Here is a 13948-nt window from a genome sequence, read left to right as displayed (position 1 = left end):
ACTAGAAATCGAAATTAGCCTGCCTACTTGCTCATTGGTTGAGCATTTATTTGCGCGTGTAGCCTGCAGGTTTACTAGCTACTGTCTAAAAAGAGCTTAAAAAAGAATAAAATAAGCCATAGCAAAACGGCTTTTTATAACGATTAAATATTTGAAACTTTAGAGCTTTATCTCTAATCTGTAGAAAAGGTGAGCAGGATTAATTCATCTTTATTTCGTATTTTCCTATTGACTAAAATGAATACAGGTTTAATATTCATGAAGTTTCAATAATTACTGAAACTTCATAATCAATATTTGTCGTGTCTACCGCACCCGCTAACAAGGAGCTAAACAATGATAGATGAAACATTTGTGGATCTATCGCGATTGCAATTTGCAATCACTGCCCTATTTCACTTCCTATTTGTTCCCCTTACCTTAGGTATGACGTGGATTTTAGTGATCATGGAATCCGTTTACGTGATGACAGGTCGCGAAATTTATCGTGATATGACTAAGTTCTGGGGTAAGTTGTTTGGTATTAACTTTGCGATTGGTGTGGCGACAGGTCTAACCATGGAGTTTGAGTTTGGTACCAACTGGTCTTATTACTCTCACTATGTAGGCGATATATTTGGCGCACCACTAGCGATTGAAGGCTTAATGGCTTTCTTCTTAGAGTCAACCTTTGTCGGTATGTTCTTTTTAGGCTGGGAGCGTTTGAGTAAACGTCAGCATCTAGGTGCTACCTTCTTAATGGCACTAGGTACTAACTTATCTGCGTTATGGATTTTAGTAGCAAATGGTTGGATGCAAAACCCAGTAGGTGCTGAATTTAATTACCAAACCATGCGCATGGAAATGACCAGCTTTGCTGAATTGGTATTTAACCCCGTCGCACAAGTTAAGTTTATTCACACCGTTTCAGCAGGTTATGTTGCAGCATCTATGTTTGTACTTGGTATTAGTAGCTGGTACATCTTAAAAGGTCGCGACCTTGCTTTTGCCAAGCGCTCGTTCTCGGTTGCTTCAGGGTTTGGTTTAGCGTCTATTCTTTGTGTTATTTTACTTGGTGATGAATCTGGCTACGAAGTTGGCGAGGTGCAAAAAGTCAAACTCGCAACCATTGAAGCTGAGTGGCACACTGAAGAAGCCCCGGCCGCATTTACGCTAGTCGGTATTCCTGACTCTGAAGAGCAAGTCACCCACGCCGCTGTAAAAATCCCCTATGCACTGGGTATCATTGCAACACGCTCTATCGACGAGAAAGTAACGGGTATTAAAGACCTTGAAGAACAGCACGAAGTACGTATTCGTAACGGTATGATTGCATACGAATACTTAGAAAAGCTTCGCGGCGGTGAAGACACCCCAGAAAACATTGCAAAGTTCGATACCTTAAAAGACGATCTTGGCTATGGTTTACTACTAAAACGCTATACCCCTAACGTGGTAGATGCAACAGAAGAGCACATTCAAAAAGCAGTGAAAGACTCAATTCCTCAAGTAGGCCCTATGTTCTGGTCATTTAGAATTATGGTCGGTTGCGGTGTGATCATGCTAGGCGTATTCGTGCTTGCATTTTATTACAACGCACACCGCATTATTGAGCAAAAACGCTGGTTATTATGGGCTGCGGTATGGAGTATTCCACTGCCTTGGATTGCCATTGAATTTGGTTGGATTGTTGCGGAGTACGGCCGCCAACCGTGGGCTATTTCGGAAATTTTACCGACCTTCTTGGCAACCTCGTCACTCACGGTCAATGACTTATTGATTAGTATTACTGGTTTCTTAGTTTTCTACACAGGTCTTGCTGCTGTAGAAGGCTGGCTGATGTTGCGCTTTATCAAACAAGGCCCAAGCTCACTTCATACCGGTAAATATCACCATGAACTTGCTAAAGCGGATTCACTTGCAAGCCAAGGAGCTCAGTCATGATTTTTGATTACGAAACACTAAAACTAATCTGGTGGCTGTTAATTGGTGTCTTACTGATTGGCTTTGCAGTGACCGATGGCATGGACATGGGTGTGGCAATTTTACTTCGCCTAGTTGGTAAAACCGATGTTGAGCGCCGTACAGTTATTAACACCATTGGTGCTCACTGGGATGGTAACCAAGTTTGGTTCATCACCGCTGGGGGGGCACTGTTTGCAGCTTGGCCTATGGTATACGCGGCCGCTTTTTCCGGCTTTTACTTTGCTATGATGCTGGTGTTATTTGCGTTATTTTTCAGACCGCTTGGTTTTGATTATCGCTCAAAAATAGATTCACCGCGCTGGCGTAATAACTGGGATTGGGGCCTCTTTGCTGGCAGCTTTATTCCGGCTTTAGTATTTGGTGTGGCATTTGGTAACTTATTACTGGGCGTGCCTTATCATATCGACGACCTACTGCGCGTCAGTTATCAAGGTTCATTCTTTGCATTATTAAACCCATTTGCCATTGTAGTTGGCCTAGTGAGTGTACTAATGCTGGTTGGTCACGCAGGTATGTGGTTACAACTTCGTACTGATGCAGAGGTTGCTAAACGCTCAGCACAATATGGCCGATATGCACTGATGGCGTTTATTGTATTGTTTGCTTTAGCAGGTGTATGGGTATCGCAAATTGACGGATATAAAATCGTTAGCATGGGAGATACCCAAGGCTTTGCGAATCCACTGGCTAAAACAGTCACGCAGGCACCGGGTGCATGGCTTGATAACTATACAAAAATGCCATTAACCATGCTGTTCCCTGCCCTTGCATTCGTGATGGCGACACTGGCGATTGTGTTATCTAAATTACAAAAACCAGCAATGGCCCTGATCGCGTCAAGCTTAATGCTCGCAGGCGTGATCTTAACTGCGGGTATGTCAATGTTCCCGTTTGTGATGCCTTCGAGCAACAACCCTAATATTAGCTTAACTATGTGGGATGCGGTTTCGAGCCATATGACACTTAACGTGATGTTTATTGCAGCAGTTATTTTTGTACCACTTATTCTTATCTACACAACATGGTGTTATGTGAAGATGTGGCGCAAGGTAACGATTAGTGAAATTGAAAACAACACTCACGGTAGCTATTAAGGAGATTTAAATATGTGGTATTTTGCCTGGATTTTAGGTGTTCTATTAGCCTGTACACTTGGGGTGATCAACGTAATGTGGTACGAATTTCACCAACATAAAGATTCAATCGCTGATGATGAGCTAGAGCTGTACGCGAGACTCAAAAACACCGATGACAACTAAACCCCGACCAAATCGCGCGCAGCAGCAAACGCTGCGCGCTTTTTTAAAGCAGTATAGCCAGTCCGCTTCAGGGCTTCTTAAATTAAGCATTAGTCTGGGCACACTCAACGCCCTATTAATGATTGCCTCTTGTTATCTTCTTGCAAACGCGGCTCACCAAGTCATGTTTGAACAGGCAAACTTGCAAGCCGTAAGCCCATTATTATGGCCGTTGGCAGGGCTAATTTTAGTTCGTGCTTTGTTGGTTGCGCTAAGTGAACGCATAAGTAACCTCGCCGCGTTAAAAATAAAGAGCGTGATGCGAAATACACTGCTAGAAAAGCTCAGCAAACTTGGGCCAGCCTACAGTGAACAAAAAGGTCACGGCGCAACACTTAACACCTTACATAATGGGGTGGAAGCTCTACATCAATATTACGCCAACTACATTCCAAGTGTGGCTTACAGTGCGCTTATTCCATTAGCCATATTGGTCGTGATATTTCCAACCGATTACAAAGCAGGCCTCATATTCCTTTTAACAGCCCCGCTTATCCCCTTTTTTATGATTTTAGTGGGCCATAAAGCGGAGCAGTTAAACCAAGAACGTTGGCAACAACTTGCGGTACTTGGTAATTACTTTTTTGACCGACTACAAGGACTGACTCAACTCAAGCTCTTTAATGCAACTAAGCGTGAGCTAAATAGCATCAGTCAGATTTCTGATGATTACCGTGGTGCAACCATGGGAGTGTTGAAAGTCGCCTTTTTATCGTCTTTCGCCCTTGAGTTTTTAGCTACCATCAGTGTGGCACTTGTTGCCGTTATCATTGGCTTTAGATTGTTTTTTGGAACGCTCGATTTTGCCACTGGATTTGTGGTGTTACTACTAGCCCCTGAGTTTTACTTACCACTTCGACAAATGGGCACTCATTATCACGCAAAACTCGAAGGGATCAGCGCCGCTGCTGATATGGTCGACATAATCAATCGAAGCGACGCTGATGAACATGTAGGGTCATCTAAGCTTGAGTTACCGCTAAAAGACATACAGCTGAATACACTTACCTTTCACTACCCAGAAACAAACGAAGGGGTAACTGATATCAACTTAACCCTGCCAAGCACAGGCTTAATTGCCTTTGTGGGTGAAAGTGGCTCGGGTAAAAGTACCTTGTTTGATTGCCTATTAGGCTTTCATCATCAAGCCAACAATGCCATTAGCATTAACGGGCAACCACTGAGTGATACTGCATTAGCTGATTGGCAAGCACAGCTGGCGTGGATCCCGCAACAAGCCACGTTATTTTATCGGACCGTTGCAGAGAACCTGCGTTTAGCTAAACCCGATGCAAGCCAAACAGAGCTCGATGAAGCAGCAAGTAAAGCAGGAGCACTTGAGTTTATCACTGCCTTACCTGATGGCTTTGATACTATGCTCGGTGAACAAGGAGAAGGCCTCTCAGGGGGGCAAAAGCAGCGTATTGCCCTTGCCCGTGCATTTTTAAAGAATGCCCCAGTGCTAATGCTAGATGAGCCTACCGCTCACTTAGACAGCCAAACAGAGCATTTAATCAATCAAGCGATCCGCGATTATGCAAAAGACCATTTAGTACTGGTTATTGCTCACCGACTGAATACGGTAAAACACGCCGATAATATTTACGTTATGCAACAAGGCCACATTGTTGAATCTGGTCAGTACCAGCAACTCACTGAGCAAGCTGGCCTATTTGCTAAACTGGTGAGCCAAGGTGACGCCCATGCATAACTTTATACGTCTATTAAAACTGTGCAAACCTCATACTGGCATACTGCTTTTAGGGGCTTTTTTAGCAAGCTTAACGGTACTTGCTAATGTTGGCTTGCTTGCTATATCGGGGTGGTTTTTAGCAGCCATGGCAGCGGCGGGCATTGCGGGTGTGCAGATGAATTACTTTACCCCAGCTGGGGTGATCCGCTTTTTAGCTATCGTGCGCACAGCGTCTCGTTACGGTGAGCGAATGATAACTCATAATGCTACCTTTTTATTGCTGAGCGAAATTCGCGTAAATATGTTCAGGACTCTAAGCCAACTGAACAACGTTGACTTAGCAATGAGTCGCAGTAGCGATTTATTTAACCGCCTACAAAACGATGTCGATGCGCTGGATAAGTTCTATCTCAATGTACTGCTGCCCATTATTGTCGCTCTTTTCAGCATTCCTATTGTCATGGCCTTCATGGCCATGTATAACGCAGATGTTGCATTAGTCTGCTTTATTTCACTGATGATTATTGGCGTGTTGCTTCCCGCATTGTTAAGCCATAAGCTTCACCAACAAGCGGATACCGAAACCCAACTTTCTGCCGAGTTAAGAGCTGAACTTGCCGATACACTATCAGGTGCCAGAGAGCTTGCTGTCTATCAAGCACAGGCGGCGCAATTAGCGCATTGTGACTCACTCAGTAAACAATACAACAACCAGCTCTATAATCGCCACAAAGCCGTGGCAAACAGTAGTGGTTTAAGCACTTTGGTGATCCAACTCACCATGCTGGCCAGTGTATTTATGATAATTCCACTGGTTGCAATGGGGACTATGAAAAACGTTGAACTGGCGATGCTCGCGTTATTTGTATTAGCAAGCTTTGAAACCGTGCTCACCCTGCCTACGGCATTTATTGAATTGCCGCTTACTTTAAGTGCCGCAAAGCGACTGTTTGATCTTGAAGATAAACACAGCAGCTTAGCCGAAAAGCCAAACAACTTAGATGATCAGTTAGCAAACCAATTAGGGGATCAATCAGGGCTTGGCCTTGAGCTAAGCGAGGTCAATTACCAATACTTGGGGGCAAAAAGTAAAGCCCTTAGCAATATCAATTTTGCGATCACGCCCGGCAGTAAAGTTGCCCTAGTCGGTGCCAGTGGCAGTGGCAAAACCACTCTAGTTAACTTACTCACGGGCCTCTGGCCGCTGCAATCAGGCTCATTAAAGCTCACCACCAAACAAGATACCTTTGAACTTGAAAGCTTGAGCACTGCAACACGCTTTAAGCAGCTAACGATAGTTGCCCAGCAGCATCATATTTTTGATGGTACGCTTCGTGAGAATCTACGCTATGCAGCTTTTGATGCGACAGATGAGATGCTAATTGAAGCCTGTGAACAAGCTGAACTTGGCTCTTGGCTTAAGAACTTAAAAGCCGGCCTTAATACCCGCTTAGGAACCGCAGGCAGAAAGCTTTCTCATGGCCAATCACGTCGTATAGCGATTGCTCAAGCCATATTGAGGCAAGGTAATTTGATCATTCTTGATGAGCCAACAGAGAGCCTAGATAATCACACTAAGCAAAACTTGCTGACTACGCTTGAGAGAATATGGTCAGATAAAACCATGCTGACCATTACCCACGACCCAGCAATGCTAAGTCGTGTTGATAAGGTTATTTGGTTAGAACAAGGACAAGTAAGAGCCCTTGCAAGTCATGCTGAATTAATGGCTAATGAAACCGACTACGTAGAGCTTATTACCCGTTTTTAATCGAGTTGCTCAACGGTAACGTCAATCACACCTTGCTTTACCGAGGCAATTTGTGAAAACGCCTTTTTTGATAAATCGATAATACGACCGCGGATAAATGGGCCGCGGTCATTAATGGTAACAATCACACTTTTATTGTTACTAATGTTGGTGATCTTTACTCTGCTGCCAAAGCGAAGCGTTTGATGAGCCGCGCTCAATGCCTGTTGATTAAACACCTCACCACTTGCTGTAGTTCGGCCATGATATTTATCAGCGTAATAACTGGCTTTGCCTTTTTCTATCGCTTCTTTTGATACCGAAGGCGCACTACTACAACCACTTATAATTAAGCTTAATAATGCAAAAACAATGAGCTTCTTCATATTACTAGATCCTTTTTGCCATGAAGATAGCAAGCGCTTACTTAGCAAAACCTGAACTGTAAAACAAAAAAGCCACCTTACGGTGGCTTTTAGCAATTAGCTTATGATTAGCGAATAATTCCGCGCTCAGAGCTTTTCACGAAGTCTATCATCAGCTGAACAGCTGGGTACTTCGCAGCATCTTCACTTAGCTCAGCGATTGCTTCTTCAACACCTAAGCTCTTACGGTAAAGCGTTTTATATGCACGGCGTGTTGCCATGATTTCATCGCTTTCAAAGCCACGGCGTTTCATGCCTTCAGTATTGATTGCTACAGGGCCAGCCGGTGTACCAATGGTAGTTACAAATGGCGGTACATCTTTATTAACACCTGAGTACATACCAACAAAGGCATGTGAACCAATTTTACAGAACTGGTGAACACCTGAATTACCTGCAAGTATTACCCAATCACCTACGTGTACGTGGCCAGCAACCGAGGCATTGTTAGCAAAAATAACGTTATCGCCCACAACTGCATCATGTGCAACGTGTGTGTAAGCCATAAATAAGTTGTTGCTACCAATTTTTGTTACACCTTGGTCTTGAATCGTACCACGGTGAATTGTCGCACACTCACGGATCACGTTGTTGTCACCAATGATCAAAGTCGTTGGCTCATTCGCGTACTTTTTGTCTTGGCAAGCTTCACCGACCGAAGCAAATTGGAAAATATGGTTACCAGAACCAATCGTCGATGGGCCTTTTACAACCACATGAGATTCGATGATACAGTTATCACCAATAGTTACATCGTTACCGATATAACTGTAAGGGCCAACTGATACGTTATTTCCAAGTTTTGCACCTGGTTCGATTATCGCCGTAGGATGGATCACTATTAAAACTCTCTTCTCGCACACATGATTTCGGCAGTACACACTACTTTGCCGTCAACTTTTGCTTCTGCTGCAAATTTCCATATATTGCGGCGCTCTTTTACAAACTCTACATGCAAATGCATAGTATCGCCAGGTAATACCGGCTGTTTGAATCGCGCATTGTCGATCGCTGCGAATAAATATAGTTCGTTCTCGCTACGATTTTCAACTGTCTTAAAACCAAGTAAGCCAGTTGCTTGAGCCATTGCTTCTAAAATCAACACACCTGGAAAGATAGGTTGATTAGGAAAATGACCCGTAAAAATAGGTTCGTTCACTGTTACATTTTTAATAGCATGTAACGACTCGCCTGGCGTGTAATCAAGTACACGGTCAACAAGTAGCATCGGGTAACGATGCGGAAGTAAACTCAAGATATCCTGGATATCAAGACTATTTAATTCATTTGCCAAAATAGCATCCTTATTTGTCTTCAATATTGAGTGACTTAGTCAGTGACTCAAGTGCTTTAATGCGGTCTTTCATATCGCCAAGGTTACGGATATGGGCAATACTACGTCGCCATTCTTTGTTGGTTAGATGTGGCAAGCCTGAAGAATAAATTCCAGGTTCTGTGATTGCCTTAGTCACCATACTCATGCCGGTGATTATAGCACCATCGCATACGCTAATGTGACCATTAATTGCAACCATACCGCCAATCTGACAATTCCTACCAATCACTGTGCTGCCTGCAAATACAGAACAGCCAGCAACCGCTGTACCCGAACCGATCTCGACATTATGCGCTATTTGACATTGATTATCGATTATTACATTACTATGGATGATAGTATCGTCTAGTGCACCACGGTCAATCGTAGTAGACGCACCTACCTCAACCTTATCACCGATGATTACTCGGCCAAGTTGCGGTATTTTCACCCATTCGCCACGCTCGTTAGCGTAACCAAAACCATCACTGCCCACTACCGTATTCGCTTGGAATAAACAGTCGCTGCCAATCTCTACTTCATGGTAAACGCTTACATTTGCCCAAAGCTTAGTGCCTTGGCCAATTTTTGCGTGCTCACCAATAAAACAACCTGGGCCAATCTGCACATCGTTTGCAATAACAGCACCCGCTTCAATTACCACATTGGCAGCGATCGCGACATTATCGCCAATAGAGGCTGAATCGTGAATGACTGCACTTGGGTGAATACCCGTCACTGCTGAGCGTGGCGTGGTATCCATCAATTGGGCGAGCTTTGCGTAACAAACATAAGGATTAGCAACAATGAGTTTATTACCCGAAAAATACTCAGCGTCTGCTGGTGATAAAATCACTGCACTTGCTTGGGTGTCATCTAATTGCGAGCGATATTTCTTGTTCGCTAAAAATGCAATATGCCCATGTTGGGCATTTGCAAGTGTAGATATTTTTTTAATCTCTGTGGCGCTGTCACCTTGAAGGTCAGCGCCCAGAAGATCCGCTATCTGCGAAAGCGTGTAGTTTTGCATATATGATTTCTATTGCTTACTTACTTTTTCAACAACTTTGCTTGATAAGTCATCGACAGTTTTAGGGTTAACATAAATCGTTGTTTCTTTAACTTTAACTTCATCGAATTTGCCAGCTTTCGCTACTTCTTCGATTGCATCTAAGATTAGCTTCTGAACTTTAGCTAGTTCTTGGTTTTGACGCATTTTGATTTCTTGCTCTAAAGGACGACCTTTTTCAGCAAGTTGCTGCTGCATACCTTGAATCTTAGTACGTAATTCTTCTTTTTGCTTGTCGCTCATCGTTGTTGCTTCACGCTTGAACTTTTCAGCTTCAAAACGGATATCACCTTGAAGTTTTTCTAGTTCTTGACGACGCTCTGAGAATTCAGCTTCTAAAGTTTGCTCTACTTTCGCCATTTGTGGGATTTGCTTGTAGATTTCTTGCATATCAACGATACCTACTTTGTGCGCAAATGCGTTAGTAGATAGACCCATAGACAAAGTAGCAAGTAGTGCAAAAGCTGTTGATTTAATTGATTTATTCACGAAAAAACTCCTTTAGAATGTATTACTAATGTTAAAGCTGATGGTCTTCGTATCGTCATCTTCTTCTTTTTGCAATGGATACGCAAAACTGATCAGCATTGGACCCATCGGAGAGATCCATTGTAGAGAAAGACCGGTTGAAACCCTAAAGCGCATTGGATCTGAGTAGTCATCCAATTTTGCACGCTCGTCTGTTGAAAGGTTTTGATAACGGTCAATATTAAACTCTGTATCCCATACGTTTGCTGCATCTACGAAGAAGCTGGTACGTACAGAGCTAGTGTTTTCTTCATCTAAGAAAGGTGTTGGAACAATAAGCTCCATCCCTGCTACCGCTTTGGCGTTACCACCAATTCGGCCTGCTGTGTAAAGCTGGTCAAACTCTGATGCACCACCAATGCTACCTGTTGTTGTACCATCAGGTAATGGTGTACCAGGAATGCTTTGCGGAACACGTGATACTGCACGTGGTAAGATCGTATTACGGTCAAAGCCACGTAGTTCCATTTCAGTAATTCTGAAGAACTCTTGGAACGGCAGTGTTTGGTCATAACCATTGGTTGTACCGTAACCATTACCATAACCAAGTGCCGCACGCGTTGAGAACACCCAACGGTGGTCATTACTGATTGGCCAGTAGAAACGCGAGTCATAATTTAGCTTAAAGTACTGTAAATCAGAGTTTGGCGTTGTCGCTGTTAAGTTAAGAGATTGGCGCGAACCTGCTGTTGGGAATAAACCACGGTTAACAGTAACACGTGACCAACCTGCACTTAACTCGTACTTAGTAAAGTCAAAGCCTGCGTCTGGATTTTCAGGGTCTAAGAAGGTTTCACGAATAACACGTGTTTGCTCGTATTCTGCAATGTCAGACAGTTCTTCTTGCACCCAACGCACACCAAAGTTAATACGGTTTACTGCATCGATTGGGAAACCAATGTTAGTACCAATACCATAACTCTTCGATTTATAGTCGATTAGGCTGAATTTACTTGCATCATAGTTACTGTAGAAAATGCTACTACCTTGCGATACACCATCTGGCGTAAAATAAGGGTCAGTATAAGACACACTAACTCGCTCAGAACCACGTGAGGTATTGATGTTGAAACCAATTTGGTTACCGGTACCTAAGAAGTTTGATTCACTCACACCAATGTTAAATTGCAGACCCAAGTATGAACCATAGGCAAGACCTGCGTTAAAGCTACCTGCAGATTGTTCTTTAACGGTAAAATCGACATCAACTTGGTCATCTACACCTGGTACTGGCACAACATTAAAATCAACGCTTTCCATGTATGGTAAACGCTGGATTTGCAGTTTAGAGCGCTCAAGGCTTTGGTTTGATAACCATGCACCTTCAAGCTGTGTCATTTCACGACGAACCACTTCATCAGAGGTATTTTGGTTACCGCCCACAATGATACGACGAACATAAACACGTTTGCCCGGATTAACAGAAAGCGTTAATTGAACTTCTTTGTTTTCGTCATCAATTTCTGGGATGGTACGTACTTCAGCGTTAGCATACCCAAAACGCGCTAAGTAGCTTTTGATAAACTCTTCAGAAGACGTCACTACAGAGCCGTTATAAAGCTCGCCAGTTTTTAGCGGGATAACACTCTTAATGAGTTCTTCACGGCCTAACAAGTCACCAATAAAGTCAAAGCCTTTCACTTTGTACTTAACACCTTCGGTGATATTCGCTGTTACATAAACAGAATCACGCTCAGGGCTTACTGACACTTGTGTTGAATCGATATTAAAACGCAGATAACCACGGTCTAGGTAGTAACTGCGAATTTTCTCTAAATCGCCTTCGATGGTTTGCTTTTGGTAACGGTCGCTTGACATGAACTGCCACCAAGGCAAATCTTGCTGAGATTCGGCTAATTTTAGTAAATCTTCATCAGAAAATAATTCGTTACCGACTAGGTTAATTTGACGAATTGACGCTGCATCACCTTCATCAAATTCAAACATTAGTTTTACACGGTTACGCGGTAACTTAGTAATACTTACCTCCACTTTAGCATTGTACTTACCAATACTGTGGAAGAATTCAACTAAGCCTTTTTCAATGTTATCAAGGACTGTTTTATCAAGCGGCTCACCAGTACGGATATCTTGCTGGTCTAGCGACTCATTAAGTTGCTCATCTTTGATGTCTTTATTGCCATCAAATTCGATCATGCTGATCGTTGGGCGCTCAGTCACTCGGAAGATAACACTGTTGCCATCACGTAATGCTTTAATATTGTCAAAGTGACCTGAACGATAGAGAGCCTTTATGGTTCTAGAAATTGTGTACTCATCAATATTATCGCCCACGTTGATCGGAATATGCGTTAACGCTGCACCCAGTGCAACACGCTGCAAACCTTCAACTTTTAAATCATCTACAATAAAGGAGTTTTGGCCTAGGGCTGCAAAGCTAGCACCTAATAAACTTGAAACTGCCAAATGTTTTTTTATAGCCATTTTGTTATCTTTATCCTTTACAACTGTATTACCGCTCAACACCTTATAAATTAAACTTTTGCGGTGTTTTACAATCGTGTTCAAATTGGAATTTTTCGCTTATTTGTTATAAACGCGATACATCATTGAACAATGCGAAACATGTTAAAAACAGAAGCAATAAGGCCCCCACTTTAAAACCAAATTCTTGCGTCTTTTCAGAGACCGGCTTTTTGCGAAAAAGTTCAATTATGTAATACATTAAGTGCCCACCATCTAGCACTGGCAGCGGCAATAAGTTAAATACGCCAAGGTTTACACTAATTAATGCTAAAAAGCTTAAAAATGCAACCAAGCCATAGCTTACGCTAGTTCCCGCGCCAACTGCAATGCCCACCGGGCCACTTAAATTTTTAACCGACACCTGACCGGTAATTAAATTACCAATCATATCAAAACTAAGGGTAATTAAACGCCATGTTTCTTGTATGCCCAGCACAATACTATCGACAGGGCCATAATGTCTAGTTTCAATATAGTTTTCTGGCCATGGCTCAACCACCGGAGACACACCTAAAAAGCCCTGAGCAACGCCCGCATCATTGGTTCTGCTTTGTGGCGTCACTGACAGCTCTTTTATATTATCTTGCCTTTGTACACTAAATTGTAAGGATTTGTTAGGTGATTGCTGAATTAGTGAAACTAACTGAGTCCAACTGCTGATATTTTCACCATTTACAGCAAGAATTTTGTCATTAACCTGCAAGCCTGCAGCTTCTGCCGCCGAGTCTTTGCTGATCATGGCCACTTCTAAAAGTGCTTTAGGGCGAAACGGTACAATGCCAATTGAGGTTAATGGCGGAACATCTTGTTGATCTAATTTCCAGCCATCTAAGTTAAGAGTGCGCACATGCTTTTGATAATTCTGATCACGAAGCGTTACCACAACACTTTGCTCACCTAAACGGCTCATTAGCGAAAACGTTGCATCTTGCCAAGTATTGATATCGTCTTCACCAATTTTAATAATTTGCTGTTTTGGCTCAATATTAGCAGCTGCGGCACGACTGCCTTGAGACACCTCACCCACCACAGGTTTTAATGACTGAACACCGACCATATACATCACAGCAAGCGCAAAAATAGCGAATAAAAAGTTTGCCATCGGGCCTGCAGCCACAATCGCAATACGTGCTTTTACTGATTTAGCATTAAATGATAAATGACGCTGCTCTGGCGGCACTTCGTCAACACGCTCATCAAGCATTTTGACATAACCACCTAGTGGGATTGCTGCAATCACATACTCGGTTTGCTGTTTGTCGTACCACTTGATCAACGGCTTACCAAAGCCAATTGAAAAACGCAGCACTTTCACGCCTGCTTTTCGCGCAACCCAGAAATGACCATATTCATGCACAGTCACTAAAATACCCAGAGCAAGAATAAATGAGCCAAGATTCCAGAAAAAATCAAACATG

At 42.9% G+C, this 13948-nt stretch carries 12 protein-coding genes; 5 read left to right on the top strand and 7 right to left on the bottom strand.

Features of this window, described 5'->3' with window-relative positions; all coding sequences use genetic code 11:
• The first annotated feature begins 336 nt into the window (after positions 1-336).
• Genes KQP93_RS05915 through cydC form a run of 5 tightly spaced genes read left to right on the top strand, consistent with a single transcriptional unit; the run spans position 337 to position 6727 of the window.
• The gene (locus KQP93_RS05915; RefSeq protein ID WP_217876323.1) at positions 337-1923 is read left to right on the top strand and encodes a cytochrome ubiquinol oxidase subunit I; all 1587 of its coding nucleotides are present in this window, start codon (positions 337-339) and stop codon (positions 1921-1923) included.
• A complete protein-coding gene (gene cydB / locus KQP93_RS05910) occupies positions 1920-3059 on the top strand; it encodes a cytochrome d ubiquinol oxidase subunit II (protein ID WP_303396567.1) in 1140 nt (379 codons plus the stop codon). Before KQP93_RS05915 ends, cydB begins: the two co-directional genes overlap by 4 nt.
• Before the next feature lie 12 nt (positions 3060-3071).
• Positions 3072-3224 carry a cytochrome bd-I oxidase subunit CydX gene (gene cydX, locus KQP93_RS05905; protein WP_054553108.1) on the top strand — a complete coding sequence of 51 codons (153 nt, stop codon included), beginning with the start codon at positions 3072-3074 and terminating at the stop codon, positions 3222-3224.
• Positions 3214-4974 carry a thiol reductant ABC exporter subunit CydD gene (cydD, locus tag KQP93_RS05900; RefSeq protein WP_217876322.1) on the top strand — a complete coding sequence of 587 codons (1761 nt, stop codon included), beginning with the start codon at positions 3214-3216 and terminating at the stop codon, positions 4972-4974. The genes cydX and cydD overlap by 11 nt, the downstream gene beginning before the upstream one ends.
• On the top strand, positions 4967-6727 hold the full coding sequence (cydC, locus tag KQP93_RS05895; RefSeq protein ID WP_217876321.1) for a thiol reductant ABC exporter subunit CydC: 1761 nt from the start codon (positions 4967-4969) through the stop codon (positions 6725-6727). Before cydD ends, cydC begins: the two co-directional genes overlap by 8 nt.
• On the opposite strand, the gene KQP93_RS05890 is transcribed toward cydC, so the two are convergent.
• The 7 genes from KQP93_RS05890 to rseP all read right to left on the bottom strand — a co-directional run bounded on the left by KQP93_RS05890 (position 6724) and on the right by rseP (position 13947).
• Positions 6724-7092, bottom strand: coding sequence for a septal ring lytic transglycosylase RlpA family protein (locus KQP93_RS05890; RefSeq protein WP_217876320.1), 369 nt, complete (start codon positions 7090-7092; stop codon positions 6724-6726). The genes cydC and KQP93_RS05890 overlap by 4 nt on opposite strands.
• Positions 7093-7199: 107 nt before the next feature.
• The gene (gene lpxA, locus KQP93_RS05885) at positions 7200-7970 is read right to left on the bottom strand and encodes an acyl-ACP--UDP-N-acetylglucosamine O-acyltransferase (RefSeq protein ID WP_054553112.1); all 771 of its coding nucleotides are present in this window, start codon (positions 7968-7970) and stop codon (positions 7200-7202) included.
• Positions 7971-7972: 2 nt separating this feature from the next.
• The gene (gene fabZ / locus KQP93_RS05880; RefSeq protein WP_036969715.1) at positions 7973-8425 is read right to left on the bottom strand and encodes a 3-hydroxyacyl-ACP dehydratase FabZ; all 453 of its coding nucleotides are present in this window, start codon (positions 8423-8425) and stop codon (positions 7973-7975) included.
• Positions 8426-8435: 10 nt separating this feature from the next.
• Positions 8436-9476 (bottom strand): UDP-3-O-(3-hydroxymyristoyl)glucosamine N-acyltransferase, encoded by a 1041-nt coding sequence (gene lpxD / locus KQP93_RS05875; protein WP_217876319.1) that lies wholly within the window; start codon positions 9474-9476, stop codon positions 8436-8438.
• 9 nt (positions 9477-9485) lie between these two features.
• Positions 9486-10004: an OmpH family outer membrane protein gene (locus tag KQP93_RS05870; protein WP_054553115.1), complete on the bottom strand. Its 519-nt coding sequence runs from the start codon at positions 10002-10004 to the stop codon at positions 9486-9488.
• Between the two features lie 12 nt (positions 10005-10016).
• Positions 10017-12488, bottom strand: a complete 2472-nt coding sequence (gene bamA / locus KQP93_RS05865; RefSeq protein WP_217876318.1) for an outer membrane protein assembly factor BamA — start codon at positions 12486-12488, stop codon at positions 10017-10019.
• 106 nt (positions 12489-12594) lie between these two features.
• A complete protein-coding gene (gene rseP / locus KQP93_RS05860) occupies positions 12595-13947 on the bottom strand; it encodes a sigma E protease regulator RseP (protein ID WP_217876317.1) in 1353 nt (450 codons plus the stop codon).
• Position 13948 lies beyond the last annotated feature (1 nt).

The sequence above is a fragment of the Pseudoalteromonas shioyasakiensis genome (assembly GCF_019134595.1).
In the GTDB taxonomy this organism is placed as follows: domain Bacteria; phylum Pseudomonadota; class Gammaproteobacteria; order Enterobacterales; family Alteromonadaceae; genus Pseudoalteromonas; species Pseudoalteromonas shioyasakiensis_A.
The sequence above is the reverse complement of the archived record's forward strand: the minus strand, read 5'-3'. Positions and strand labels throughout refer to the sequence as shown.

Bases quoted from the DNA above. Each gene is read 5' to 3' on its own strand.
- cydC (WP_217876321.1), top strand. From the start codon at position 4,967: ATGCATAACTTTATACGTCTATTAAAACTGTGCAAACCTCATACTGGC.
- cydX (WP_054553108.1), top strand. From the start codon at position 3,072: ATGTGGTATTTTGCCTGGATTTTAGGTGTTCTATTAGCCTGTACACTT.
- KQP93_RS05915 (WP_217876323.1), top strand. From the start codon at position 337: ATGATAGATGAAACATTTGTGGATCTATCGCGATTGCAATTTGCAATC.
- cydD (WP_217876322.1), top strand. From the start codon at position 3,214: ATGACAACTAAACCCCGACCAAATCGCGCGCAGCAGCAAACGCTGCGC.
- KQP93_RS05890 (WP_217876320.1), bottom strand. From the start codon at position 7,092: ATGAAGAAGCTCATTGTTTTTGCATTATTAAGCTTAATTATAAGTGGT.
- lpxD (WP_217876319.1), bottom strand. From the start codon at position 9,476: ATGCAAAACTACACGCTTTCGCAGATAGCGGATCTTCTGGGCGCTGAC.
- cydB (WP_303396567.1), top strand. From the start codon at position 1,920: ATGATTTTTGATTACGAAACACTAAAACTAATCTGGTGGCTGTTAATT.
- rseP (WP_217876317.1), bottom strand. From the start codon at position 13,947: ATGTTTGATTTTTTCTGGAATCTTGGCTCATTTATTCTTGCTCTGGGT.
- bamA (WP_217876318.1), bottom strand. From the start codon at position 12,488: ATGGCTATAAAAAAACATTTGGCAGTTTCAAGTTTATTAGGTGCTAGC.